Source organism: Aequorivita vitellina (genome assembly GCF_022008365.1).
Classification (GTDB): Bacteria; Bacteroidota; Bacteroidia; order Flavobacteriales; family Flavobacteriaceae; genus Aequorivita; species Aequorivita vitellina.
Genome location: NZ_JAIRBA010000015.1, coordinates 23,202 through 47,317 on the forward strand (window position 1 = coordinate 23,202; position 24,116 = coordinate 47,317).

General features: G+C 37.1%; 25 protein-coding genes. 24 read left to right on the top strand and 1 reads right to left on the bottom strand.

Features of this window, described 5'->3' with window-relative positions:
* Both K8089_RS08910 and K8089_RS08915 read left to right on the top strand, forming a co-directional pair.
* A complete protein-coding gene (locus K8089_RS08910; RefSeq protein WP_237602929.1) occupies window positions 1-585 on the top strand; it encodes a cytochrome c oxidase subunit 3 in 585 nt (194 codons plus the stop codon).
* 2 nt (window positions 586-587) lie between these two features.
* Window positions 588-821: a cytochrome C oxidase subunit IV family protein gene (locus tag K8089_RS08915; protein WP_237602930.1), complete on the top strand. Its 234-nt coding sequence runs from the start codon at window positions 588-590 to the stop codon at window positions 819-821.
* A 225-nt stretch (window positions 822-1,046) separates the two neighbouring features.
* Here K8089_RS08915 and K8089_RS08920 read toward each other — a convergent pair whose 3' ends face one another.
* Complete coding sequence (locus tag K8089_RS08920) at window positions 1,047-3,101, bottom strand: acetate--CoA ligase family protein (RefSeq protein ID WP_237602931.1); 2,055 nt, start codon at window positions 3,099-3,101, stop codon at window positions 1,047-1,049.
* A gap of 194 nt (window positions 3,102-3,295) precedes the next feature.
* Here K8089_RS08920 and K8089_RS08925 point away from each other — a divergent pair, with 194 nt between their 5' ends.
* The 22 genes from K8089_RS08925 to K8089_RS09030 all read left to right on the top strand — a co-directional run bounded on the left by K8089_RS08925 (window position 3,296) and on the right by K8089_RS09030 (window position 24,113).
* A complete protein-coding gene (locus tag K8089_RS08925) occupies window positions 3,296-3,727 on the top strand; it encodes a c-type cytochrome (RefSeq protein ID WP_237602932.1) in 432 nt (143 codons plus the stop codon).
* Complete coding sequence (locus K8089_RS08930) at window positions 3,717-5,042, top strand: cbb3-type cytochrome c oxidase subunit I (protein ID WP_237602933.1); 1,326 nt, start codon at window positions 3,717-3,719, stop codon at window positions 5,040-5,042. The genes K8089_RS08925 and K8089_RS08930 overlap by 11 nt, the downstream gene beginning before the upstream one ends.
* 5 nt (window positions 5,043-5,047) lie before the next feature.
* Entirely contained in the window at window positions 5,048-5,974 is a 927-nt protein-coding gene (gene nadA / locus K8089_RS08935; RefSeq protein WP_237602934.1) for a quinolinate synthase NadA, read from the top strand.
* Window positions 5,974-7,551, top strand: a complete 1,578-nt coding sequence (gene nadB, locus K8089_RS08940; RefSeq protein ID WP_237602935.1) for an L-aspartate oxidase — start codon at window positions 5,974-5,976, stop codon at window positions 7,549-7,551. The genes nadA and nadB overlap by 1 nt, the downstream gene beginning before the upstream one ends.
* On the top strand, window positions 7,548-8,147 hold the full coding sequence (locus K8089_RS08945) for a thioredoxin family protein (protein WP_237602936.1): 600 nt from the start codon (window positions 7,548-7,550) through the stop codon (window positions 8,145-8,147). The genes nadB and K8089_RS08945 overlap by 4 nt, the downstream gene beginning before the upstream one ends.
* Before the next feature lie 190 nt (window positions 8,148-8,337).
* Window positions 8,338-9,606 carry an acetyl-CoA hydrolase/transferase family protein gene (locus tag K8089_RS08950; RefSeq protein ID WP_237602937.1) on the top strand — a complete coding sequence of 423 codons (1,269 nt, stop codon included), beginning with the start codon at window positions 8,338-8,340 and terminating at the stop codon, window positions 9,604-9,606.
* 89 nt (window positions 9,607-9,695) lie between these two features.
* Window positions 9,696-10,124 (top strand): RrF2 family transcriptional regulator, encoded by a 429-nt coding sequence (locus K8089_RS08955; RefSeq protein ID WP_237602938.1) that lies wholly within the window; start codon window positions 9,696-9,698, stop codon window positions 10,122-10,124.
* Window positions 10,125-10,224: 100 nt separating this feature from the next.
* Window positions 10,225-10,659: an RrF2 family transcriptional regulator gene (locus K8089_RS08960; RefSeq protein ID WP_237602939.1), complete on the top strand. Its 435-nt coding sequence runs from the start codon at window positions 10,225-10,227 to the stop codon at window positions 10,657-10,659.
* A 290-nt stretch (window positions 10,660-10,949) separates the two neighbouring features.
* Entirely contained in the window at window positions 10,950-11,621 is a 672-nt protein-coding gene (locus K8089_RS08965; RefSeq protein WP_237602940.1) for a ferredoxin reductase domain-containing protein, read from the top strand.
* 32 nt (window positions 11,622-11,653) lie between these two features.
* Window positions 11,654-12,106, top strand: a complete 453-nt coding sequence (locus K8089_RS08970) for a carboxymuconolactone decarboxylase family protein (protein WP_237602941.1) — start codon at window positions 11,654-11,656, stop codon at window positions 12,104-12,106.
* 36 nt (window positions 12,107-12,142) lie between these two features.
* Window positions 12,143-12,856, top strand: a complete 714-nt coding sequence (locus tag K8089_RS08975; RefSeq protein WP_237602942.1) for an SDR family oxidoreductase — start codon at window positions 12,143-12,145, stop codon at window positions 12,854-12,856.
* Window positions 12,857-12,878: 22 nt separating this feature from the next.
* Entirely contained in the window at window positions 12,879-13,172 is a 294-nt protein-coding gene (locus K8089_RS08980) for a hypothetical protein (protein WP_237602943.1), read from the top strand.
* Between the two features lie 4 nt (window positions 13,173-13,176).
* Window positions 13,177-13,641, top strand: a complete 465-nt coding sequence (locus tag K8089_RS08985; RefSeq protein WP_237602944.1) for a hemerythrin domain-containing protein — start codon at window positions 13,177-13,179, stop codon at window positions 13,639-13,641.
* 160 nt (window positions 13,642-13,801) lie between these two features.
* Complete coding sequence (gene ric / locus K8089_RS08990; RefSeq protein WP_237602945.1) at window positions 13,802-14,527, top strand: iron-sulfur cluster repair di-iron protein; 726 nt, start codon at window positions 13,802-13,804, stop codon at window positions 14,525-14,527.
* 128 nt (window positions 14,528-14,655) lie between these two features.
* Window positions 14,656-15,870, top strand: coding sequence for a hypothetical protein (locus tag K8089_RS08995; protein ID WP_237602946.1), 1,215 nt, complete (start codon window positions 14,656-14,658; stop codon window positions 15,868-15,870).
* 122 nt (window positions 15,871-15,992) lie between these two features.
* On the top strand, window positions 15,993-18,404 hold the full coding sequence (locus K8089_RS09000; RefSeq protein ID WP_237602947.1) for a heavy metal translocating P-type ATPase: 2,412 nt from the start codon (window positions 15,993-15,995) through the stop codon (window positions 18,402-18,404).
* 57 nt (window positions 18,405-18,461) lie between these two features.
* The gene (gene ccoS / locus K8089_RS09005; RefSeq protein ID WP_237602948.1) at window positions 18,462-18,671 is read left to right on the top strand and encodes a cbb3-type cytochrome oxidase assembly protein CcoS; all 210 of its coding nucleotides are present in this window, start codon (window positions 18,462-18,464) and stop codon (window positions 18,669-18,671) included.
* A gap of 51 nt (window positions 18,672-18,722) precedes the next feature.
* Window positions 18,723-20,924, top strand: coding sequence for a cytochrome-c oxidase, cbb3-type subunit I (ccoN, locus tag K8089_RS09010; protein ID WP_237602949.1), 2,202 nt, complete (start codon window positions 18,723-18,725; stop codon window positions 20,922-20,924).
* 2 nt (window positions 20,925-20,926) lie between these two features.
* Entirely contained in the window at window positions 20,927-21,124 is a 198-nt protein-coding gene (locus K8089_RS09015; protein ID WP_237602950.1) for a CcoQ/FixQ family Cbb3-type cytochrome c oxidase assembly chaperone, read from the top strand.
* Window positions 21,125-21,209: 85 nt separating this feature from the next.
* The gene (locus tag K8089_RS09020) at window positions 21,210-22,088 is read left to right on the top strand and encodes a cbb3-type cytochrome c oxidase N-terminal domain-containing protein (protein WP_237602951.1); all 879 of its coding nucleotides are present in this window, start codon (window positions 21,210-21,212) and stop codon (window positions 22,086-22,088) included.
* Window positions 22,089-22,170: 82 nt separating this feature from the next.
* The gene (ccoG, locus tag K8089_RS09025; RefSeq protein ID WP_237602952.1) at window positions 22,171-23,592 is read left to right on the top strand and encodes a cytochrome c oxidase accessory protein CcoG; all 1,422 of its coding nucleotides are present in this window, start codon (window positions 22,171-22,173) and stop codon (window positions 23,590-23,592) included.
* Window positions 23,593-23,666: 74 nt separating this feature from the next.
* On the top strand, window positions 23,667-24,113 hold the full coding sequence (locus K8089_RS09030; RefSeq protein WP_237602953.1) for a FixH family protein: 447 nt from the start codon (window positions 23,667-23,669) through the stop codon (window positions 24,111-24,113).
* The last annotated feature ends 3 nt before the right edge of the window (window positions 24,114-24,116 follow it).

Consider the following 24,116-nt stretch of genomic DNA (forward strand, 5'->3'; position numbering starts at 1 on the left):
ATGGCCAATACTCTTAAAATAGATTACAAAAATGTTTTTTATCCACCAGGCGGGATATTGATGTGGATCGTTATTTACCTCGAACTCGTTACTTTCGGGATAGCCTTGGTTTTTATGGCATTAAGCGCAAGAGCTGAACCAGAAATGTTTCACGAGTCGCGATTGCTTTTAAATACTGCTTATGGTGCAATCAACACCGTTTTTCTACTTAGTAGCGGTTGGTGTATGGCGCAATCTGTACATTTTCTGAAGAAAAGAAATTTCAGTAAAAGCAGATTATTTTTAAATCTAACTATGCTTGGTGGTTGCCTATTTCTCGCTTTAAAGAGTGTTGAATATTATGATAAAGTGGAAGCCGGACTTACCATTGGCTACAATGATTTCTTTGGGTATTATTGGATGCTTACCCTATTTCACGTGGTTCACGTACTTGTGGGAATCGTGATTTTAGCACTATCTGCAAGAACGCTCCGTAAAAAACCTGAAACCCTAAAAGTTGAAGATTACGTATCTGGAGCCACTTTTTGGCATATGTGCGATTTGATTTGGCTATTGCTTTTCCCAATAATTTATTTACTGTTTTAAAGATGGAAAAAAGTTTTAATATTACATGGATTGTCTTAATCGTACTAACAATAGTTACGGCTATTTTCGCCAACATGGAAATGAAATATGTCGCACTTATTATCTTAGGCTTGGCATTTCTAAAATTTATTGGCGTTGCTTTTTTCTTTATGGAATTAAAAAAAGCGAATGTTTTTTGGAAGGTGTTATTAATTGGGTTTTTGGGGGTTTTGTTGACTGCTGTTTGGGCTATTTAAGGAACTTAGCTTAGACTTCAATTCATTCTAAATCTTGGCTAATGTTCAGCTAGAATCTTTTGGATGGAATTGAACATTACCACGAATTGGCGAAAACTTTTGTTTTAAGCAATAAGCAAGGAATTGAACAGGATTTAGAGGTAGCTAAAATTAATATTTCGCAGATACAAGAGCCTCAATTCTGTTTAAGTCCGAATTCTGGAAACTAGTACGATAATTTTGAATCTACCCAATCCGTACCCGCGCATCCACTCCAGTAATAGCCCGTTGCGTTCCAATCAATGGGTTAATATCCATTTCAGTAATCTCTGGAGCTGCTTCCACCAACGCAGATAAACGTTGAATAATATCTATAAATATTTTTTCATTTGCACCTTTTTTCCCTCTGGCACCTTGGATTAGTTTATACCCTCTAAGCGAATGCACCATTTTTTCAGCTTCATTTTTGGAGATAGGACTTAATCGAGCTGATACGTCGTTGAGAACTTCAATGAAAATCCCACCAAGTCCGCAAAGAATTGTGTGGTTAAATCCGGGCTCTTTTATCACGCCCACAAACAATTCCAGCCCCACTATTTGAGGTTGCACCATAACTGCGGTGGCTGAATCAATTTTCATTAATATATCAAAAGTTTCAGCAGCTTCGTTTTTGTTGGCAATATTTAAAACTACACCTTGAGCATCACTTTTGTGAAGTGGACCAACAACTTTCATCACCACGGGAAAATCCATAGTTCCCAAAGCTTTCAGCAATTTTTCTTTTGAATTTTCTACAATTTCGTGAACTCGCGGAATTCCCGCTGCATCCAATAATTCGACAGTTTGATTAGGTAAAAGATATCCTTCGGAAGCAGCATCAATTACAGATCTAATTTTTTCGATATCAATTTTTGGAAGTGAAGTTTTATGAGGCTGAGGTTCGGACGTATTATAAACTTGAGCCAAGGCCTTTCCCAAGACCACTTCATCCGGAAAATGAATATGTCCTTTCTTTAAAAATGATTGAATTTCGCGCTGTGCGTTTACAACGGAAGGCAAAACAGGGAAAATGGGTTTGTTGCAAATTTCCAATTTTACACTTAAAACATTGTAAACATTTTCAACGTTGAACAAGCCAGCACTTCCAAAAACCACGATCATTGCATCTATATTTTCGAATTTATGTTCGCAATAATCGATGATAATGCCCAACTGTTCGGCAGTTCCCGTCGCTAAAAAATCTATAGGATTTGCAATAGAAGATCCGGGATATAAAAACGATTTCAACTTTTCGGCATCGGGTCCCGATATTTCGGGAACTTTAAGTCCGCCCTTCGAAAGTTGATCTGCCAACATAACAGCCGAGCCGCCCGCGTGGGTTATAATCGCAATATTTTTCCCTTTTAATTTTTTATAATTGAAGATCGCTGCAACACTCAACAATTGTTCGCGGCTGCTGCAATAAACAATTCCAGCTTTGTGAAACAGTGCGCGCACCGTCATATCGCTACTCGCAATAGCGCCTGTGTGCGAAGTTGCGGCACGGCTGCCTTCGGCGGTGCTTCCGGCTTTAATGGCAGCTATTTTCGCGCCTTTTTTTATGAGGGACGAAGCGTGTTTCAGTAATTTTTTAGGGTTTGAGATAGTTTCTAAATAAAGCAATTTTACCAATGAATCCGTTTCTGGATTGAAGTGAATATCCATATATTCCAAAATATCTTCAACCGTGGTTTGCGCTGCATTTCCTGTTGAAAATACATTCGCAAACGAAACCCCCAAAGCCATTCCAGCTTCCATAATAAAAACAGCGGTGGCACCGGAACCTGAAATTAAATCGCAACCTTTTGGATTAAATGGAGGAATAGGTGCTGTAAAAACGCCTTTATAACTTTCAGTAATTACGCCAATGCAGTTTGGGCCAATTAAACAACCATCCACGCTGTTTACGGTTTCGGTAATTTCCTGTTCCCACAGTTTTCCTTGTTCGTCGCCTTCCCCAAAACCTGCAGAAATTATTATAAATGCTTTGGTGTTTTTTTCTTCTGCTAAGGTTTTAATAGTCGCTGGGCAATATTTTGCCGCAATGGCGAGAATGGCGAGTTCTGTTTCGGGAATTTCTACAACGGAAGCATAACTTTTTATGCCCTGTATTTTTTCCTCTTTTGGATTTACAACGCTCATCTTTCCTTTATAACCTCCCGAAAGAATATTTTTCAGCATGTTACCTCCAGGTTTTTTAATGTCGTTGGAAGCTCCTATTACAACTATACTCTTGGGTTTAAGCAATTCTTCATTCACCATAATTATTGAAAATAAGCTCTAAATTTAAAACTAGTTTAATAAGGTAGTTATGATAAAAATCATATTTGAATAAATGTACAAAATGATAGTTTGATTATGTTTAAATAATAGGATATATTTGTCTTAATTATGATTTTTGTCATATATTGATCAGTCTTTTTGAAATAATTTTACACCAATTTTAGCATCTCAAAATGATTACTAATTCTAAGCCTTATATTTTAACGATTGCCATTTTAATTTTCCTTTTTAGTATTTATAATTATGTTATTTACAATACCGAAGGATACGTTGCGGTCGGTAAACTATCACCAGTAGCGGTTAAAGGGCAGCAAATTTTTCAAAGTAATCAATGCTGGTCATGCCACCAATTGTATGGTTTGGGCGGGTATTTGGGGCCAGATTTAACCAATGTTTATTCTGAAGACGGCAAAGGGCCACTATACATTAAAGCCTTTTTAAACAGTGGTGTGAAAAGTATGCCGCAGTTTCATTTTTCCGAAGAAGAAAAAAATGCGTTGGTGGAATATTTAAAACAGGTAGATGAAACAGGAATTTACCCAAACTACGATGCTAAAATTGAAGCGACGGGTTGGGTTGAAATTATATACAGAAATGAAAGATAAAGCCCCAATTTATTTTCTTCTTTTCGCATTAGTTGCGCTTTTTTTAGGAATGTTCTTCGGAATGACGGCTTCATTTCAATATTTAATGCCTGAATTTCTGAAAGAACAAATCCCCTTTTCAAAACTGCGACCTTTTCACGTTACTTCAGTGATTTCTTGGATTGTACTTTCGGCAACGGGAAGTATCTATTTTTTCATCACTTATGTTGAAAAGTTCAAGCTCTTTTCGCGGTGGTTGGTGAAGTTACATTTCATAATTTTTCTACTTACTGGTGTCGCTATTTATATTTCATTCATTTTTGGTTATAACGAAGGCAGAGAATACTTTGCTTTCCATCCTATTTTAATGATTCCCATTTTAGTAGGTTGGATTCTCTTCGGAATAAATTATTTCAAAATACTTTATAAAAACGTAAAAGGCTGGCCCGTATATTACTGGATGTGGGGAACGGGCATTGTTTTTATGTGTTACCATTTAATGGAAGCACATTTTTGGCTCTTCGATTTTTTTAGACTTAATTTCATTAAAGATTTTGCGGTACAATGGAAATCTACTGGTTCCTTTACGGGTTCTTGGAATATGCTGGTGTACGGAATGTCAATTTATTTGATGTCCAAAATCAAAGAGAATACAGATGTGGCTACCAATAAAATGGCGTTTTTCTTCTATTTTTTGGGGCTTACCAATTTGATGTTCGGCTGGGCGCACCACACCTATTTACTGCCCACCCAACCCTGGATTCGCTATGTAGCGTACGGAATAAGCATGACGGAGTGGATTGTTTTAGCCTCAATTATTTACAACTGGAAAAGTTCGGTTTTAAAGATTGAAAAGGAAAATAACCCTATGGCGTATCGGTTTTTGTTAGCTACAGATTTTTGGATTTTCATCAATATAATTCTCGCTTTATTGTTTTCAATCCCGGCTATCAATTTCTTCACGCACGGCACGCATATTACGGTGGCTCATTCAATGGGAACTACGATTGGTATTAACACTACAATTTTATTCTCTGCTTTATTTTATATCGTGCATCAGCTGTATCCAGATTTTATAACCGACAAAAAGTGGGTAAAAAGAGGCTTCTATTCTTTAAATATTTCGCTGTTTATATTTTTTGTATCCCTTATAATTGCTGGCGCTAAACGTAGTTATTGGATGTATGTTTCGAAAACCGGATCGTTTTCTGAAATGCAGGATTCAATCATTCCGTATTACATTTCATTTTTCGTTTTTGGAATAGCCATTTTCGTTTCCCTTTTAATTGTGGCAGTACCAATTTTTAGAGCATTTCTTAAAAATATTAAATCATAAAATCGATGGATTTACATCAAAAAATAACTGAACTGAAAAAGCAAAAAAACGCTGTTATTCTCGCACATTATTATCAAGTGCCTGAAATACAGGAAGTGGCAGATTATGTGGGCGACAGTTTGGGACTTTCGCAAAAAGCTGCCGAAACAGATGCCGAAATGATTGTTTTTGCAGGCGTACATTTTATGGCTGAAACCGCAAAGATTTTAAACCCGGACAAAAAAGTTTTGTTGCCGGATTTAATGGCAGGTTGTTCGCTGGCAGATTCGTGTCCGCCAGATGCTTTTAAAAAATTAGTTGATGCGCATCCAAATCACGTGGTGATAACTTACGTGAATTGTTCTGCGGAAGTAAAAGCGTTGAGCGATATAATTTGCACCTCTTCCAATGCCGAAAAAATTGTAAACTCTGTCCCGAAAGACGTGCCGATTATCTTTGCGCCCGATAAAAATTTAGGGAAATATATTCAGAAGAAAACCGGTAGAAAAATGTTACTTTGGGATGGCGCCTGTATTGTGCACGAAGCCTTTTCAATGGATAAACTGTTGAAACTTTACAAAGAAAACCCAGGTTCAAAAATCATTGCACACCCAGAAAGTGAAAGCCATATTTTGGAAACGGCAACCTATGTTGGTTCCACTGCGGGAATGATTGATTATGTGAAAAAGAATCCATTTGAAAAATTTATAGTTGCAACCGAAGCTGGAATCCTTCATAAAATGCAACAGGAAGTGCCGCGAGCTGTATTAATTCCCGCCCCTGCGGAAGAGGATAATACCTGTGCTTGCAGCGAATGTGCTTTTATGAAAATGAATACGTTGCAAAAATTGTACGACTGTTTGCTAAATGAAAATCCGCAAATAGAAGTTTCCGAAGAAATACGAAAAAAAGCCATTCTGCCCATTGAGCGAATGCTTGAATTGTCGAAATAATGATGGAAACTAATTTTTTAATTATCGGTTCGGGAGCTGCGGGCTTGACACTCGCGGTGAAACTTGCTGAAAAATTTCCGAAGAAAGAAGTTACAGTTGTTACCAAAGCCCATCAATCGGAATCGAACACGAAATATGCGCAGGGCGGGGTGGCAGCGGTTTTCGATTTAAAGGAAGATTCCTTTCAAAAACACATAGAAGATACTTTGCTTGCAGGCGACGGACTTTGTGATAAAGAAATAGTAGAAATGGTAATTAAGGAAGGTCCGCTTCGCCTAAAGGAATTAATGGCATGGGGTGCTAACTTCGACACCAATGCCAATGGCGAACTTACTTTGGGAAGAGAAGGAGGTCATTCAAAATTTAGGGTAATTCATCATAAAGATACCACAGGCAACGAGATTGAACGCGCGCTTTTGGAACGCGCCAACCAAATGCCAAATATTATAATGCTTCCGCATCATTTTGCGATAGATTTAATTACGGAGCATCATTTTCCTAAAATAGAAAGTGAAGAAATTTCTTGTTACGGCGCTTATGTTTTGGATCAGATTTCGGGAAGCGTTTTCACTATAAAAGCAGATTGTACAACCTTGGCTTCGGGAGGAATTGGGCAAGTTTATGGGCACACAACCAATCCCGCAGTTGCCACTGGCGACGGTATTGCGATGGCTTATCGCGCGAAAGCACGAATTAAAAATATGGAATTTATTCAATTCCATCCCACAGCATTTTACGATGGAAAAAACCAATCTTCCTTTTTAATTTCTGAAGCGGTACGTGGTTTTGGAGCATTTCTTAGGAATAAAAAGGGTGAACGATTTATGTTTGAATATGATTCTCGCGGCGAATTGGCATCGCGAGATATTGTTTCGCGGGGCATCGATTCAGAAATGAAAAATTATGGCGATGATTGCGTTTACCTAGATTGTACCCATCTTAATATTGATGAATTAAAACTGCATTTTCCAAACATATACGAAACCTGTCTTCAGAAGAATATAGATTTAGAAAAGGATTGGATTCCGGTAGTTCCGGCTTCACATTATTTATGTGGTGGAGTAGTGGTAGATAGTGACGGGAAAACTTCAATAAAAAATTTGTTTGCTTGCGGTGAGTGTTCTTATACGGGTTTGCACGGTGCCAATAGATTGGCGTCCAATTCGCTTTTAGAAGCTTTGGTTTATGCAGACCGTATTTTCAAATACACGAGTAAGCATCTGCCTTCGCGAACGACTATAGCAATTGTGGAATGGAATGACAGCGGTACGGTTATGATGAACGAGTCTGAAATTCTGAAACGGAAAACATTTGAATTGCAGGTTTTAATGCGAAGATTTGCAGGTGTGGTTCGAAATAATAAAGATTTAAAGGAAGCTTCCCTTCGACTTGAAGAATTATATGCCGAAACGGAAGTTTTATATCAAAAGCACAAATTGAATACCGTGCTTTGCCAGCTTCGGAATATGATAAATGTGGCGCATTTAATTATTCAACAGTCACTAATTCGAAAAGAAAACCGAGGCGGGTTTTACAACGAAGATTTAAATAAAAAAAATTTAAAAGAATTAATATGAAAGATTTACTAGAGAATTCGGTTAAAAAGGCGATGGATTACGTACAGTATAACTTGCTTTTTAAACAATTGGTGGAAGAGGGCAGAACTACTGGCGAAGAAACGCAGGAAAAAATTGATTACACAAAATTGAATTTAAGCCGGACAAAAAGATTGGACAAAACTGCTAAAATTTCGGAGGAAGCGATGGAGGTTTTTAAAAATATTCCAACAAAGCAAATGTGGTTAGTAATCAGCGAACCTTGGTGTGGCGATGCGGCGCAAACACTGCCGTTTTTAAATAAAATTGCGCAGCTTTCAGAAAACATAGATTTAAAAATCGTGCTTCGCGACGAAAATCCAGAATTGATGAATCAATTTTTAACTAATGGTTCGCAATCCATTCCTATAGTTATTATGCTCGACGAAGATTTCAACGTAATCAACACCTTTGGTCCACGTTCTAAAGCTGCAACAAAATTGGTTACCGATTACAAAACTCAACATGGTAAAATAGACGAGGCCTTTAAGGAAATGTTGCAAAACTGGTATAACAACGATAAAGGGGTTTCGGTTGTGGATGATGTTTTGGATTCGGTACAAATAACATTGAATTAACGGCAATCGTATAATAAATATACATAACGATGCATCGCGTCTCTACGGGTGGTTGTGATAAAACCGTCGTGATTCACATCGTCGTGTTTAAAACCGTCAATTATTCAAACACTTTATTTTACCAAATGCCTGATCAATATCATTTATAAAAGGTAATAGATTTCCAATCTTTGCTGTAAAATAAAGAATCATGCAAATTGTATCTGCCCAGGAGGCTGTATCCATAGTAAAATCTAATAATCGCGTATTTTTTCAAGGTGCGGCAATGACGCCTAATTTGCTGATAGACACTTTATGTGAACGCTATCGCGAACTGGAAAATGTTGAAATAATCCAAATTCACACGCACGGCGAAGCCAAATACACCATGGCTCCCTATACCCAAGCTTTCCGTCTAAACACTTGCTTTGTTGGCGATAACGTGCGTAAAGGCGTAGATACAGCCCACGGCGATTACATTCCGGTGTTTTTGAGTGAGGTTCATTTGTTATTTAGAAGAAATATCCTTCCGTTAGATGTTGCTTTCATTCAAGTTTCGTCACCAGATAAACATGGATTTTGTTCGTTGGGGCTTTCGGTAGATGTTACATTGCCTGCCATTCAAACGGCCAAACATGTTGTGGCCTTAATAAATCCAAATGTTCCGAGAACGCACGGCGACGGCATTATTCACATAAATAATATTGATTTTGGTGTGGAAGTAAACACGCCAATCTATGCTTCGGTTTTGGGTGAGCCTTCTGAAATTGAGGCTATAATAGGTAGAAATATTGCTGAATTGGTTGAAGATGGCGCAACATTGCAAATGGGCATTGGCAATATTCCGAATGCCGTACTTCACAATTTGGGCAATCATAAAAGACTCGGAATTCACACCGAAATGTTTAGCGATGGAATCCTTCCTTTAGTAGAAAAAGGCGTTATTACGGGTGAAGACAAAGAAATAAAGACAGGTAAAATAGTTACTTGTTTTGCATTGGGAACCAAAAAATTGTACGATTTTATTGATGATAATCCCATTGTGCATTTTAAAGAAGCGGCATATACCAATGACACTGCCATTATTCGCCGAAACCCTAAAGTAACAGCTATTAACAGTGCAATTGAAATAGATTTAACTGGCCAAGTTTGTGCAGATAGTATTGGGATGTATCAATATTCGGGCGTTGGCGGGCAAATGGATTTTATACGTGGCGCCTCGCTTTCTCAGGGTGGAAAACCTATTATTGCAATGCCTTCCATAACCAATAAAGGTATTTCTAAAATCACACCTTTTTTAAAAGAAGGCGCAAGTGTTACAACAACCCGCGCGCACGTGCATTATGTTGTAACAGAATACGGCGTTGTAAATCTCTTCGGAAAAGGAATAGAGCAGCGAGCAAAGGCACTTATTTCAATCGCGCATCCAAATCATCGTGAGGCTCTGGAACGTGAGGCACGAAAACGATTCAATAACTGACAGGCTGTTTGAAAATAGTATGTTTTTTTAAGATAGTTTTATCTTTCAATAAGCTCTGTATTAATTACTTTTGAAGAAAACTACGAAATATGTTTTCAAAAGCCTGCGAATACGGAATAAGAGCAGTACTATTTATAGCGAAGCAGTCGCAAAAAGATTTGCGACCAAATATTACCGAAATAGCTAAAGCCGTAGATTCACCTGAACCTTTTACAGCAAAAGTGTGCCAACAGTTAGCGCGAGCTGGTATTATTCTTTCAAAAAAGGGCCCAAATGGCGGATTTTATTTGGAAAAGGATTCTAAGCTAAAATTGGCAGAAATTGTGGCAACCATTGATGGCGACAATATTTTTGAAGGTTGCAGTTTAGGCTTGAGTGAATGCTCTTCAGAACACCCTTGTCCGGTTCACGATCAATTTATGGACGTGCGCAATGGCTTAAAAAACATGTGCGAAAACACCTTGGTTGTTGATCTTGCCAAAAATTTGGAAGAAGGTGAAACTTTTTTAAAGATTTAATCGTTCACAACCCAAAAACAAAAAATTTCAAAGTATTTTTATTTCTGATAATTTTACCAGAAATAGGATTTTGTATACCTTTACAAGATAAGAAGAACAAGTGTTTTCGAAAGCCTGTCAATACGGAATTAAAGCATCAGTTTACATCGCATCTCAATCTGAGTTGGGAAATCGTGTTAGTTTAAAAGATATTGCCTTCAATATTAATTCGCCAGAAGCTTTTACGGCAAAAATCTTACATCAACTGGCAAAAAAAGATATTTTGTCTTCCCTAAAAGGACCCACCGGCGGTTTCGAAATTGAAAAGGGGAGCGCAAACAATATTAAGCTTAGCCATATTGTTGCTGCCATTGATGGCGATTCAATTTACGTTGGGTGTGCTTTGGGTTTTGATCGTTGCGATGCCCGCCAACCGTGCCCCATGCACAACAAATTTGTGGACATAAGAAATAACCTTCGAATTATGCTTGAAAATACAAGTTTACTTGAACTGGCAAACGGATTGGATATAGGCCTGTCATTTCTAAAAAGATAAAAAAATTTAAATCTATTTCTGATAAGTTTGTCAGAAATGCTAAAAATACAGTAATAGCACGTTTTTAAAGTAGTTTTAATTATTGAAAGTAAAATATATTTCCAAACTTGAATCAAGGTTAAGTAGGCCACTTGTGCAACAAAGAATATTGATGCCTAAGAATGTTTAAGTAAAAAAGTTTTGGTGATTTGGTTTAATTAACGCGCAAGCCAAACTTCTTAACAGTAAGAAGTTGTGTATTTTAGTTAAACTTATTTGAAGCTAATTATAACTTTTTAAAATTTAATAGTATGAAAAACGAACCCGTTAAAATTAAATCAATAAAGCACGTTACGCACGACGTACTTCAGATTGCTACTGAAAAACCCAATGACACCGAGTTTACACCGGGCCAAGCCACCGAAATTTTTATCGATAAAAAAGGTTGGCAAAACGAAGGCAGACCTTTCACCTTTACCTGTTTGCCAAAGGATGATTTTTTAGAATTTACCATAAAAACCTATCCCGAACGAAAAGGAGTTACCAATGAATTGCTCAGTTTAAAAAAGAACGATAGCTTAATTGTAAACGAAATTTTTGGCGCAATAGAGTACAAAGGTGAGGGTACTTTTATTGCTGGTGGAGCAGGGGTAACGCCGTTTATTTCAATCTTTCGAGATTTGAATGAAAAGCATAAATTGGGTGCCAATAAACTCATTTTTGCAAATAAAGCTAAAGAAGATATTATTTTAAAAGATGAATTTACCGAAATGCTCGGCGATAATTTTATAAATATTCTTTCAAAAGAAAAAACTGAAGAATATGCTTACGGACAGATTTCTGAAGATTTTATCAAAAAAAATGGCGGACCTTTAAGTTCCTATTTTTATCTGTGCGGTCCGCCACCAATGATGGATGCCGTTGAAAAACAATTGACCAATTTAAAAGTTCCTGCCGATAAAATAGTAAAAGAGGAGTTTTAATTATTTTCAGAATAATATTAAAGAAACAGAAAATGTCAAAGAAAAGATTAGATTATCATTCCACTGATCCAAAAGCCATAAAAGGAATGTTGGAGCTTGAAAAATACGTTGCGGGTTCCAACCTTGACCACAGTCTTTACGAACTTGTAAAACTTCGCGCCTCACAAATCAATGGCTGTGCGTATTGTATAGATATGCATTCCAAAGATGCGCGGAAAGCTGGCGAGACCGAACAGCGACTTTACGCTTTATCTGCGTGGCGCGAAACTTCATTTTATACCGAAAGAGAGCGAGCAGCCTTAGCTTGGACCGAGGCTTTGACTTTAATTTCAGAAAATGACGTGCCCGATTCGTTATATACAGAAGTTCAAAAACATTTCACTGAAAAAGATCATTTGGCGCTCACGATGGCTATTGTTGCAATTAACGGCTGGAATCGGTTGGCCATTAGCTTTAGTGTTGAGCCGGGAAGTTATAATCCGTAGTACAATTTCCTATAAATTTATAAAGAATAAAAAAAGATGAATATTTCAAATAAAATTGCAATTGTTACAGGAGCCAGCAGTGGGCTAGGAGCGGCTATTTCAGAAGCATTGGTGGCAGCTGGTGCAATCGTTTTCGGGATTGCAAGAAATATGGATTCACTTAAAAAACTTCAAAATAATATAGGAAATAAATTTATTCCCGTTAAGCTAGATATTTCAGATGAAGTAGCTGTAAAAAAATGGTTTTTCAAAATTTTTTCCGAAGCAAAATCTCCCGATATTTTGGTCAATAATGCGGGAACAGGTTCCTTCGGAAAAATTGACGAAATGCCTTCCGAAGCATGGTTTAAAATGATTAACACCAATTTAAACGGGATGTACAGCATCACTTCTGAAGTTGTAAAGCTCATGAAGAAGAATAGCGAAAGCACACATATCGTGAATATTGGTTCAATTCTGGGCATTACCACCCGCGCTGAAGGTGCTGCCTATTCGGCCACCAAATATGGTATTAGCGGTTTTAGTGAAGCACTTTTTAAAGAATTAAGAGGCGACAATATTAAAGTTACTTGTTTAAATCCCGGTTCTATCGACACTGGATTTTTTAAAAGTTCGGGAATACAGTCGCACCGAAATATGCTTCAAGCAACAGATATTGCCGAAACATTATTGCACGTATTGAAGACGCCAGATAATATGTTGATAAGCGAAATGACGGTTAGACCGCTTAACCCGAAGGCGCCGGAATAATCATTTTTTTAATCTAACAGAAATGAGCTATATTAATCGTTTTCTTAAATTTTTTCAGAAAAAGCCGAAAGAAGCGCTTGAAGAAGAAGTGGCCGAAAAAAATTGTCCGTTTTGTTGGGGGTATCAAGAATATGCCGATAGTTCCCGAACAATGCTAAAAGACAAGCAGATTGATGTAAAAAATCATCGCGACAAACATGTGAAAGTTGGCAAGTTTATGGTGGAACACGTTGACGGATTTAAAAACAAAAAACGAATTATTGAACGCTGCCCAAAATGCGGCGGCAAACGAATAAAATTTACAGAAAACCCTTAAATCTATGGAGAAAACAAAACCAATTAAAAGACATATTGCTTTGCAACCCTTGAGCAGACAACATCATTTTGGACTTTTATTTAGCTGGAAACTACGGAAAGGATTTCATAAAAATATTGAAACGGAACGTTTACAGAAATATGCAAAATGGTTTTTTAAACACGAGATTGAACCTCATTTTAAAGATGAGGAAAAATATCTGTTTCCCATTATGGAGCCGGACAATCCTTTAATAGATCGGGCTTTAAAAGAGCACCGGCGTATTAAACGCTTGTTTAACAACACCAAAAACCCCGAAAGATCCCTGCATCAATTAGAAGAAGAATTAGATGCACATATTCGTTTTGAAGAGCGGGTACTTTTTAATGAAATTCAAAAAGTAGCTACCGAAGAACAACTTAAAAAAGTTGAAGAAATACACGATGGATTAGAAAAGTCTCCGGATTATCACGACCCTTTTTGGGAATAAACTTTTCAAAAATTAAACTCATATAATTAATTAAGAACTAAACAATTCGAAGTAAATTTTAATTTCTGATAAAATTGTCATTATATGATTAAAGTCATAATTAGTTCTTTTTATTCTACTGAAATTTGCATCATAAATAATTTATTAAACCTTATAAATCATGACAACACTTCAAGAACGCACCGTAGCCGATGTGGTTACCGAAAACATAAAAGCTGCCCACGTATTTAAAAAGCACGGCATAGACTTTTGCTGTGGCGGAGGGGTAAGCATTACGAAAGCTTGTGAGAAAGCCAAAATTGATCCCGAAATTTTAATTGCCGAATTGGTAAATCTTAATAACGCACCCGATCGTGCGTCCGATTATAATAGCTGGAAACTGGATTTCCTAACAGATCATATTATAAACGTACACCACCAATATGTAGAAGAAAATAGCCCGTTGCTGTTGCAATATGCAAAACGCGTAAATCATGTTCACGGGCATCATTATACCGAACTTGCCGAGATTGAATCTTTGGTAACCCAAGTGGTACAAGCAATGGCGGCACACCAAAAAAAGGAAGAATTGATTTTATTTCCTTTTATCAAAAAATTAGTAAAATCTGAACGCGAAGGTGCTGAGGTTCCACCAATTCATTTTGGTAGTGTTGAAAACCCAATTACTATGATGGAAGAAGAGCACGAAGAAGCAGGTGAAATAATGCGTAAAATTGCCGAATTGAGTAATAATTATACGCCACCACAAGGTGCTTGCAATACGTACCGTGCCTTTTTTGCTAAATTGGACGAATTTGAACAAGACCTTCACCATCATATCCATTTAGAAAATAACATTCTTTTTCCAAAAGCTTTAAAGTTGGAAAAAAAATTAAAGAACAATTAAAATCTTAATAATTTATCCCCGCCCCAAATCTTGATTTTTTAGTTAGTTGGTTTTTATTACAGTTCGGACGATTGGCAGCTTTGAATGTTTGCAGTCAGCTCCGAACTGTTTTTTTGTAAATTTACCGCTTGATTAATCTTAAAAAACATATTGGCATTGCCTTAGCGTACTTTTTAATTGTGGCGCTGATGGGTATTTTACTCAGGTTTTATTTTGTAATTCAACTTCCGTTTAACTTTAAGTTTTTGCTTCACGCACATTCCCACACTGCACTTTTGGGATGGATTTATTTAGGACTTACTACTTTAATTTACAAAATATTTCTCGCCGAAGCACAAAAACCGAAATTGTATAAACGCATTTTCATGCTTACAAATATTTGTATTTTGGGTATGTTGGTAACCTTTCCATTTCAAGGATATGCGTTGTATTCAATTATTTTTTCAACTTTGTTTTTGTTTGCGTCATACTGGTTTACGTGGTTTGCAGTAAGGCATATTCCATCGCATTTCAAAAGACGTTTTTCTTGGAAACTGATAAAAACGTCCCTCTGGTATTTGGTTTTTTCCAGCATTGGTCCTTGGGCTATTGGCGGAGTTATGGCCACTTTGGGCCCGGAATCTATTTGGTATAAAACTTCAATCTATTTTTACCTGCATTTTCAGTATAATGGTTGGTTTATCTTAGCGTTGTTGGGAATTCTGTTTTATATTTTTGAAGAAAATGGCATTGAATTTAATCCTCAAAAGCGAAAATCATTTTTCCTGCTTTTAAATTTCAGTGTGCTTTTTACGCTATTTCTTTCCGTACTTTGGTTTGTGCCGCCAACTATTTTTTACATATTAGGACTGGTTGGAGCAGTAGTGCAGTTGCTCGCTTTTTATGAGCTCTATTTGTTGTTAAAAGATAACTTCACAATTTTTAAACTAATCTTTGCGCCTCGTGCAGTTGTTCTTCTGAAAATAGCCGGAACCCTAGTAGTTGTAAAAATTTTAATGCAACTTTTTTCAGCATTTCCATATTTTGCAAATTTGGCTTTTCAGCTGAAAGATTTCGTAATTGGGTATTTGCACCTTGTTTTTCTGGGCGTGGTAATTACCACACTATTGGCTTTTTTAAAATATTTTAAACTCCTCAGTATCCCGAAAAGTTTTCTGTGGTTATTTCTTTTGGCATTTGCAACTACCGAAGCACTTATATTTTACAAAGCATTAGCAATATGGCTCGGGCTTCCTTTCTTCAAGGATTATTACATTTATCTCGCTTTTTTAAGTTGTCTTTTTCCTGTTGCAATCGGAATTTTATTTTATAAACACATTAAAAGTCGCTATCTTTCAGATTAATTTATTGAGGTTAATTAGACTTCACAAAACTTTAATTCAATATGAATACTGATAAATATCATATTGAATCGGCGAAGGTTTTGTAATATTTGCACACGGTATAATGAGCAAATTTTAGATTGATGGTAAACTGTTTCCATTGTGGAGATGCGTGTCTTGACGTTGAGATTACGCACGATGAAAAGTCATTTTGTTGCCATGGCTGCAAAACGGTTTACGATATTCTGCACGATAACGACCTAAGTTATTATTACGATCTTGAAAAAACGCCCGGTACTTCTCCTCAAGAAATTGCAGGCAAGTACGATTTTTTAGACAACCAAACAATCGTTGAAAAACTACTGGAATTTAATGACGGCAATATGCAAATTGTTTCGTTTGTTATTCCTTCAATTCACTGCAGCAGTTGTATTTGGATACTCGAAAACCTCAATAAACTCAGTGCTTCCGTAAAATCGTCTCAAGTTAATTTTCCTGAAAAAACAATTCGCATTTCTTTTTCTTCGGAAGAAAATTCGCTTAAAAATTTAGTTATTCTTTTAAGCAGAATTGGTTACGAGCCCTATATTTCGCTGGACGATTCCAATAAAAAGGAAAAGAACATTGACCGAAGTTTAATTTACAAATTAACCATTGCCGGCTTTGCTTTTGGAAATATAATGTTCCTTTCGCTCCCCGAATATTTTGAAACGTCTGAGTTTTGGCTGGATCAATTTAAACCCTTTTTTCGCTGGTTAATGTTTGCATTTTCACTACCCGTGGTATTTTATTCGGCGAGTGGTTATTTTACTTCGGCCTATAAAGGGCTGCGTTCCAAAATCCTGAATATCGATGTGCCCATTGCTTTGGGTGTTGCCGTTCTTTTTATTAGAAGTACGCTCGATATTATGATGGATTGGGGCACAGGTTTTTTCGATAGCCTTTCGGGCTTACTTTTCTTTTTGCTTCTCGGGAAATTTTTTCAGCAAAAAACATACAGCTACCTTTCTTTTGAACGCGATTACAAATCGTATTTTCCAATTGCCGTTACGCGACTTTTTAAAAATGAAGCAGGAAAAACCGTTGAAGAGCAAGCAGAGGTTTACACAGTTGAAAAAGGCGATAGACTATTAATTCGGAATAACGAAATTCTTCCCGTTGATGCAATTCTTATAAAGGGAAATGCGCTAATAGATTACAGTTTTGTTACTGGCGAAGCAGAACCCATTACTAAACAAAGTGGCGATAAACTCTTTGCCGGTGGAAGACAGCAAGCGGGAATAGTAGAAGTAGAAGTTTTAAAACCCGTTTCGCAAAGTTATTTAACCCAGCTTTGGAGTAATGATGTTTTCAGCAAAGACAAGTCGAGTATTTTTGAATCACTGACTGATAGTATTAGCAAGCGCTTCACTTTAACGCTGCTTACTATCGCTTTTGTTGCCACTATTTTCTGGTTGGTTGTAGATCCATCAAAAGCATTTAACGTGTTTACGGCGGTGCTCATTGTGGCCTGTCCGTGCGCAATTGCTTTAGCCGCGCCCTTTACTTTGGGGAACGTACTGCGAATATTCGGAACGGAAAACCTGTATTTAAAAGAGGCGTCGGTGATTGAACAAATGGCGAAGTTAGACACCGTTGTTTTCGATAAAACCGGAACGCTTACCACCAATCAAAAAAACCTGATTACTTACGAAGGCGTGGCGCTTACTTTAGAAGAAAAACAATTGTTAACCAATACGCTTCGTGCATCCAGCCATCCGCTGAGTCGTTCGTTGTATAGCATTTTAGACAAAAATGATATTCAAACTTTAGATGAATTTGAAGAAGAAGTAGGGAAGGGGATTTCGGCGAGTTTTAATGATAATTCCATAAAAGTTGGCTCGTATGAATTTGTTGGTTCTTATGATGAAACATTAACTGAAATAAAAAATAAAACAGCCGTTCACATCAGTACGAACAAGGCTTACAAAGGCTGTTATATTTTCAATAGTGAATACCGAAGCGGTGTTGCCGAAGTTTTTGAAAATTTAGGAAAAGATAAAGAGGTAATCGTTCTTTCCGGCGATAACGAAGGCGAGCGCGAACGTTTGGAATCTATGCTGCCAAAGGGCGTGAAGCTGCATTTCAACCAAAAACCCGATGACAAACTAAACTTTATAAAATCGTTACAAAAACAAGGCAAACGGGTTTTGATGATTGGCGATGGATTAAATGATGCGGGAGCACTAAAGCAGAGCGATGTTGGTTTTGTTATTTCGGAAAACACAAATGTGTTCTCTCCGGCTTGCGATGGTATTTTGGAAGCTTCAAATTTCAATAAAATCGCCGATTATTTAAATTTTTCTAAAAGAGGAGTACAGATAATTAAGTGGGCTTTTATACTGTCGTTATTTTATAACTTGATAGGGATTTCATTTGCGGTTACTGGTAACTTACTTCCCGTAGTGGCTGCAATTTTGATGCCCTTGAGTTCTATAAGTATTGTAATTTTTACCACGATTGCCACCCAGTATATTGGGAAGAAATTAAGAATGAATATAAATAAGAAAAATTGACGAATATCATACTTTTATGCTGGTATCAATAATATTTTTGAATCAAAATTTTTAAGAATGACCATTATTTACATGCTCTTGTCTATCAGTCTACTCGTAGCTATTATCTTTTTTGTGCTGTTTGTTTTTTCAGTAAATAAAGGGCAATACGACGATACTTATACTCCGTCTGTACGCATGTTGTTTGAAGATGAGTTAGTAAAAGAAGATGTGCAAGCCAAAAGTGAAACGATAAAAGAGACATCTGTCAACGAGAATAAAAAATAACCAATCCAGAAACCAAGCCCGCCTGACGGCAGGGATAATTATTTTAAAATTATGCAAACAGAACAGTTTTACTACGACAACCAGATTGTCAAAAAATTCGTCAATGCAACCATATTTTGGGGGCTCATTGGTATGAGTGTCGGCTTATTGCTGGCCTTTATGTTTTTGTTCCCAAATATGACAGACGGAATTTCTTGGCTCAGTTTTGGCCGTTTAAGACCATTACACACCAATGCCGTTATTTTTGCTTTTGTCGGGAACGCAATTTTTGCGGGAGTTTATTATTCCACGCAGCGTTTACTAAAGGCGCGAATGTGGAGTGATTTTTTGAGTAACCTAAACTTTTGGGGTTGGCAAGCTATTATTGTTGCCGCTGCCATTACCCTTCCTTTAGGATACACGACTTCAAAAGAATACGCCGAGTTAGAATGGCCTATTGACATTGCTATTGCTGTTATTTGGGTAGCCTTTGGTATTAACTTAATTATGACCATGGTTAAAAGACGTCAACGACACTTGTACGTTGCGCTTTGGTTTTATTTGGGGACCTGGGTAACGGTAGCCGTTTTGCATATTGTAAATAGCATGGCAATTCCAGTAACAGCCTTAAAAAGTTACTCTATGTATGCTGGAGTACAGGATGCGCTGGTGCAATGGTGGTACGGGCATAATGCGGTAGCGTTTTTCCTTACAACACCATTCCTCGGGTTAATGTACTACTTTGTACCAAAAGCCGCTAACAGACCTGTATATTCTTACCGACTTTCCATAGTTCACTTTTGGTCTTTAATATTTATTTATATCTGGGCAGGACCCCACCACTTATTATATACTGCGCTTCCCGAATGGGCGCAGAATTTGGGAGTTGCCTTTTCGGTAATGCTTCTGGCTCCATCTTGGGGTGGGATGATAAACGGACTTTTAACCTTGCGTGGTGCTTGGGATAAAGTGCGTGTAGATCCCGTTTTAAAATTTTTCGTTGTAGCTATTACAGGTTATGGGATGGCAACTTTTGAAGGCCCAATGCTTTCACTTAAAAACGTTAACGCCATTGCCCACTTTAGCGACTGGATTATTGCACACGTACACGTGGGAGCCCTTGCGTGGAACGGTTTCTTGGCCTTTGGTATGATTTATTGGTTAGTGCCGCGTCTCTTTAAAACAAAGCTGTATTCCATAAAATTGGCCAACGCGCATTTCTGGATAGGTACTTTAGGTATAATTATGTATGCATTGCCCATGTACGTCGCTGGCTTTATGCAAGCTTCTATGTGGAACCAATTTAACCCAGATGGAACGCTTACCTATGGAAACTTTCTAGAAACAGTAACCCAAATTATGCCAATGTATTGGATGCGTGCTATTGGCGGAAGCTTATACATTGCAGGAGCTTTTGTGCTACTATACAACATAGTAATGACTGCTAGAAAAGGTAGTAAGGTCACAGACGAACTTGCCGAAGCTGCGCCATTAGCACCCGTTCCAAAAAGACAAACTTCTGGCGAAGGCTACCACACTTGGTTAGAGCGTCGCCCAATTAAATTAACTATTTACGCAACAATTGCAATTTTAATAGGAGGGATGGTACAAATTATCCCCTCGTTGATGGTTGATGATTATGTGCCCGTAATTTCGAGTGTAAAACCATATACGCCATTGGAATTGGAAGGCCGCGATATTTATATTCGTGAAGGTTGTGTAAACTGCCACACCCAAATGATTCGTCCTTTTAGAAGTGAAGTAGAACGTTACGGAGAGTATTCTAAATCTGGCGAATTTATTTACGATCACCCCTTCCTATGGGGTAGTAAACGTACTGGGCCAGACTTGCATCGTGTAGGTGGAAAATATTCAGACAACTGGCACTTAAACCATATGTACGATCCGCAAAGTACTTCGTCGGGATCTATTATGCCGTCATATAAATGGTTGATTAGTTCAGAGTTAGATAAGTCTGATACCGAAGCAAAAATGCGGGCACTGGTTAAAATAGGCGTGCCTTATACAGATGAAGAGATAGAAAGAGCTCAACAATGGATGGATGAGCAGGGTACACAAATTGAGAAAAACCTGTATAACGACCCTGATTTTGTTACAACTTATGAAGCCGATAAAAAATATGCAGCCGAAAACGGTGAAGATTTTATAGAAATGAAAAACCGTGAAATTGTTGCGGTAATTGCCTACTTACAAAGGTTAGGAACAGACATTAAAGTGCAAAACACCGAAGATGCTTCGGTTCAAAATGATTAGTTATGCTGAAATTTATTAAAGGAAATTTAGAAAATATTGATAATGTTCAAATTTATCCAATGATTTCACTTTTAATATTCTTCTTCTTCTTTGTTGCCCTATTTTACTGGGTAATCACAGCGAAAAAGGATCACATTACAGAAGTGAGCAATATTCCGTTGGAAGACGATACCAAGTATCAAAACGATAAAATATTATGAAATACCCATTCACACGAAAAAATAACACGAAGGTGGTTCAATTGTTTATTCCGTCTTCTGCTAACCAAACAAATATTATACACAAATGAAAACCACAGCAGCATATTTAAGAGTCATCGGGTTTATGATTCTCGCCTTTTTTTTAATGGAATTTATTGTCGATTCCGGAAAAGAATTGGCAATTGTTAAATACCCAATTATATGGGCGGTTTTAGTGGCAGTACTATTTTTCGCCATTGTTTTTGAAGTTATTGCTGCAGCACTTCAACGCATTTTGTTTTCGGGTCTTTCCCCAGAATCTAAAGAGCGTTTTTTAGCTGCAGAAAATTTACGCGAACAAAAACGTTTTGCGTGGTTTAAAAGAAAATATCACGAAATGCTGGATTCTAAACCAGTGGCTAAAGAACAGGAAATTGTATTAGACCATAGTTACGACGGAATTCGCGAATTAGATAACAATCTACCGCCGTGGTGGACCTACCTATTTTATGCTACTATTGTTTTTGCAATAGGTTATTTTGTTTACTATCAAATGTTTGACGGACCTACCCAAATTGACGAGTACGAAGCTGAAGTTGCACAAGCAGAAATTGATATTGCTGAATTTAAGAAAAACAATAAAGATTTAGTAGACGCCGAAACTGTTGAACTTTTAACAGAAGCTTCAGATTTGGCTGCTGGTAAAACTATTTATACAGATAATTGTGTAGCTTGCCATAAAGATAATGGTGGCGGTGGAATTGGTCCTAACCTTACAGACGACTATTGGATTTTAGGTGGTGGAATTAAAAATATATTCCATACAATTAGTGAAGGAGGTCGTGCCGGAAAAGGAATGATTCCATGGAAATCTGAATTAAAACCAAACGAAATGGCGCAGGTAGCTAGTTATGTAATGTCGCTTCACGGAACCAATCCACCAGACGGCAAAGAACCAGAAGGCGATTTATGGACTGAAGAATAAACCGTAGCAGATTTATAAATTTAACGTGAAAAGTGATTTCAAAATTTAACTTTTGAAACCAAATCTCTAAAAGCAAAAGCAAGTGGATACCCCAGAAAACGAACGTTTCAGAGATAGTATTGGCACAATGACCGAAGAAGGCAAAAGAGCTTGGGTATACCCTAAGAAACCTTCTGGGAAATTGTATCAATACCGGAAATATGTGAGCTACATTTTGCTCGCATTTCTCTTTATTGCCCCATTTGTGAAAATAAATGGCAATCAGTTTTTGCTTTTTAACGTGTTGGAACGTCGTTTCAATCTCTTTGGATTTCCGTTTTGGCCACAAGATTTTTACTTGTTCGTAATTATGATGCTCATTGGCGTGGTCTTCATAATTTTCTTTACTGCTGCCTTTGGAAGAATTTTTTGCGGCTGGATTTGTCCACAAACCATTTTTATGGAAATGGTTTTCCGCAGAATTGAATATTGGATTGATGGCGATAGAGGCGCACAAATACGTTTAGATAAAGCCCCGTGGAATGCTGAAAAGATTAGGAAAAGAGTATTAAAATGGTTTATTTTCTTTGTTATTTCATTCTTAATAGCAAACATCTTTCTCGCTTATTTTATAGGCAGCGACCGCTTAATTCAATATGTTTTTGAAGGGCCATTAGAGCATATAAGTACACTCATTTCACTATTAATATTTACAGGAGTATTCTATTTTATCTTTGCATGGTTTCGCGAGCAAGTTTGCATCATCGCTTGTCCTTACGGCAGATTGCAGGGCGTATTGCTCGACAATAAATCTATTGTGGTTGCTTATGATCACAAGCGCGGAGAGAAAGAAGTAGGGCGCGCAAAATTTAAAAAGAATGAAGATCGCGAGGCTTCTGGAAAAGGAGATTGTATTGATTGTTTTCAGTGTGTAAACGTTTGTCCAACAGGAATCGATATTCGCAACGGAACGCAGTTAGAATGCATTAACTGTACCGCTTGTATTGACGAATGCGACAGTATAATGGAAGCCGTAAATCTTCCAAAAGGATTAATTCGATACGCGAGTGAAGAGAATATCGAGAAAAAAGCACCATTTAAATTTACACCACGACTAAAAGGTTACACGGCAGTGTTGGTTATATTAATTGGCGTGTTAGCCGGACTGTTATTTTTACGAAGTGATGTTGAAGCCAATATTTTAAGGCTTCCGGGACAGTTGTACGAACACAAAGACGGCAATATAATTAGTAATGTTTTCACCTATAAATTGCTGAATAAAACCACAAAGAATATTGAAAATATTCACTTTAAGTTGAAATCTCCAAAGGGCACAATTCATCCAGTAAAACAAGGGACGATTATGGTTCCCGCCCAAGATTTGGCCGAAGGAACGCTGTTTATTGAAATAAATAATTCGGCTTTGAGTGGCGATAAAAATCGTGCAGTAATTGAAGTGTATAGCGGCGATGATTTAATTGAAACAACAAGCGTTACATTTTTAGGGCCGCGAAGTTATAAGTAAAGACTTTTTAATCTCCCTTGCGGAAAATTAATGGTAATAAATTAAAATATTCATAAAATTAAATTGTAAGAATAATGAAAATGAATTGGGGTACAGGATTGGCGATTTGGTTGGTGCTCTTTATAGCCTTCATTTTATATTTTGTTATAAGAATCAGCACCGAAGATAAATACGATTACGATTTAGTAACCGAAGAATATTATCAAAAAGAAATGATTTTTCAACAGGAATTTGATGCTGAGGAAAACTCCAATTCATTAGATGGAAAAATTACAGGGAAAAGAACTACAACAGGGTGGATGCTTACGTTTCCGAAGCATATTGATTACACAAAAATTAAAGGCACCGTATTTTTATATAGACCGTCTAATAAAAAATTGGACTTTGAAATTCCGTTGGAATTAAAAAGTAAAAATTTGCTAATACCTGATCAACGCTTAATTGCAGGACGATGGAACACTATTATTAAATGGAGCTATGAAGGTGAAGATTATTTGTTTAAGGAAAAAATCGTTTATTAATAA

Coding starts and splice junctions, on each gene's coding strand:
- K8089_RS08910 (WP_237602929.1), top strand. CDS start 1: ATGGCCAATACTCTTAAAATAGATTACAAAAATGTTTTTTATCCACCA.
- K8089_RS08915 (WP_237602930.1), top strand. CDS start 588: ATGGAAAAAAGTTTTAATATTACATGGATTGTCTTAATCGTACTAACA.
- K8089_RS08920 (WP_237602931.1), bottom strand. CDS start 3,101: ATGGTGAATGAAGAATTGCTTAAACCCAAGAGTATAGTTGTAATAGGA.
- K8089_RS08925 (WP_237602932.1), top strand. CDS start 3,296: ATGATTACTAATTCTAAGCCTTATATTTTAACGATTGCCATTTTAATT.
- K8089_RS08930 (WP_237602933.1), top strand. CDS start 3,717: ATGAAAGATAAAGCCCCAATTTATTTTCTTCTTTTCGCATTAGTTGCG.
- nadA (WP_237602934.1), top strand. CDS start 5,048: ATGGATTTACATCAAAAAATAACTGAACTGAAAAAGCAAAAAAACGCT.
- nadB (WP_237602935.1), top strand. CDS start 5,974: ATGATGGAAACTAATTTTTTAATTATCGGTTCGGGAGCTGCGGGCTTG.
- K8089_RS08945 (WP_237602936.1), top strand. CDS start 7,548: ATGAAAGATTTACTAGAGAATTCGGTTAAAAAGGCGATGGATTACGTA.
- K8089_RS08950 (WP_237602937.1), top strand. CDS start 8,338: ATGCAAATTGTATCTGCCCAGGAGGCTGTATCCATAGTAAAATCTAAT.
- K8089_RS08955 (WP_237602938.1), top strand. CDS start 9,696: ATGTTTTCAAAAGCCTGCGAATACGGAATAAGAGCAGTACTATTTATA.
- K8089_RS08965 (WP_237602940.1), top strand. CDS start 10,950: ATGAAAAACGAACCCGTTAAAATTAAATCAATAAAGCACGTTACGCAC.
- K8089_RS08970 (WP_237602941.1), top strand. CDS start 11,654: ATGTCAAAGAAAAGATTAGATTATCATTCCACTGATCCAAAAGCCATA.
- K8089_RS08975 (WP_237602942.1), top strand. CDS start 12,143: ATGAATATTTCAAATAAAATTGCAATTGTTACAGGAGCCAGCAGTGGG.
- K8089_RS08980 (WP_237602943.1), top strand. CDS start 12,879: ATGAGCTATATTAATCGTTTTCTTAAATTTTTTCAGAAAAAGCCGAAA.
- K8089_RS08985 (WP_237602944.1), top strand. CDS start 13,177: ATGGAGAAAACAAAACCAATTAAAAGACATATTGCTTTGCAACCCTTG.
- ric (WP_237602945.1), top strand. CDS start 13,802: ATGACAACACTTCAAGAACGCACCGTAGCCGATGTGGTTACCGAAAAC.
- K8089_RS09000 (WP_237602947.1), top strand. CDS start 15,993: ATGGTAAACTGTTTCCATTGTGGAGATGCGTGTCTTGACGTTGAGATT.
- ccoS (WP_237602948.1), top strand. CDS start 18,462: ATGACCATTATTTACATGCTCTTGTCTATCAGTCTACTCGTAGCTATT.
- ccoN (WP_237602949.1), top strand. CDS start 18,723: ATGCAAACAGAACAGTTTTACTACGACAACCAGATTGTCAAAAAATTC.
- K8089_RS09015 (WP_237602950.1), top strand. CDS start 20,927: ATGCTGAAATTTATTAAAGGAAATTTAGAAAATATTGATAATGTTCAA.
- K8089_RS09020 (WP_237602951.1), top strand. CDS start 21,210: ATGAAAACCACAGCAGCATATTTAAGAGTCATCGGGTTTATGATTCTC.
- K8089_RS09030 (WP_237602953.1), top strand. CDS start 23,667: ATGAAAATGAATTGGGGTACAGGATTGGCGATTTGGTTGGTGCTCTTT.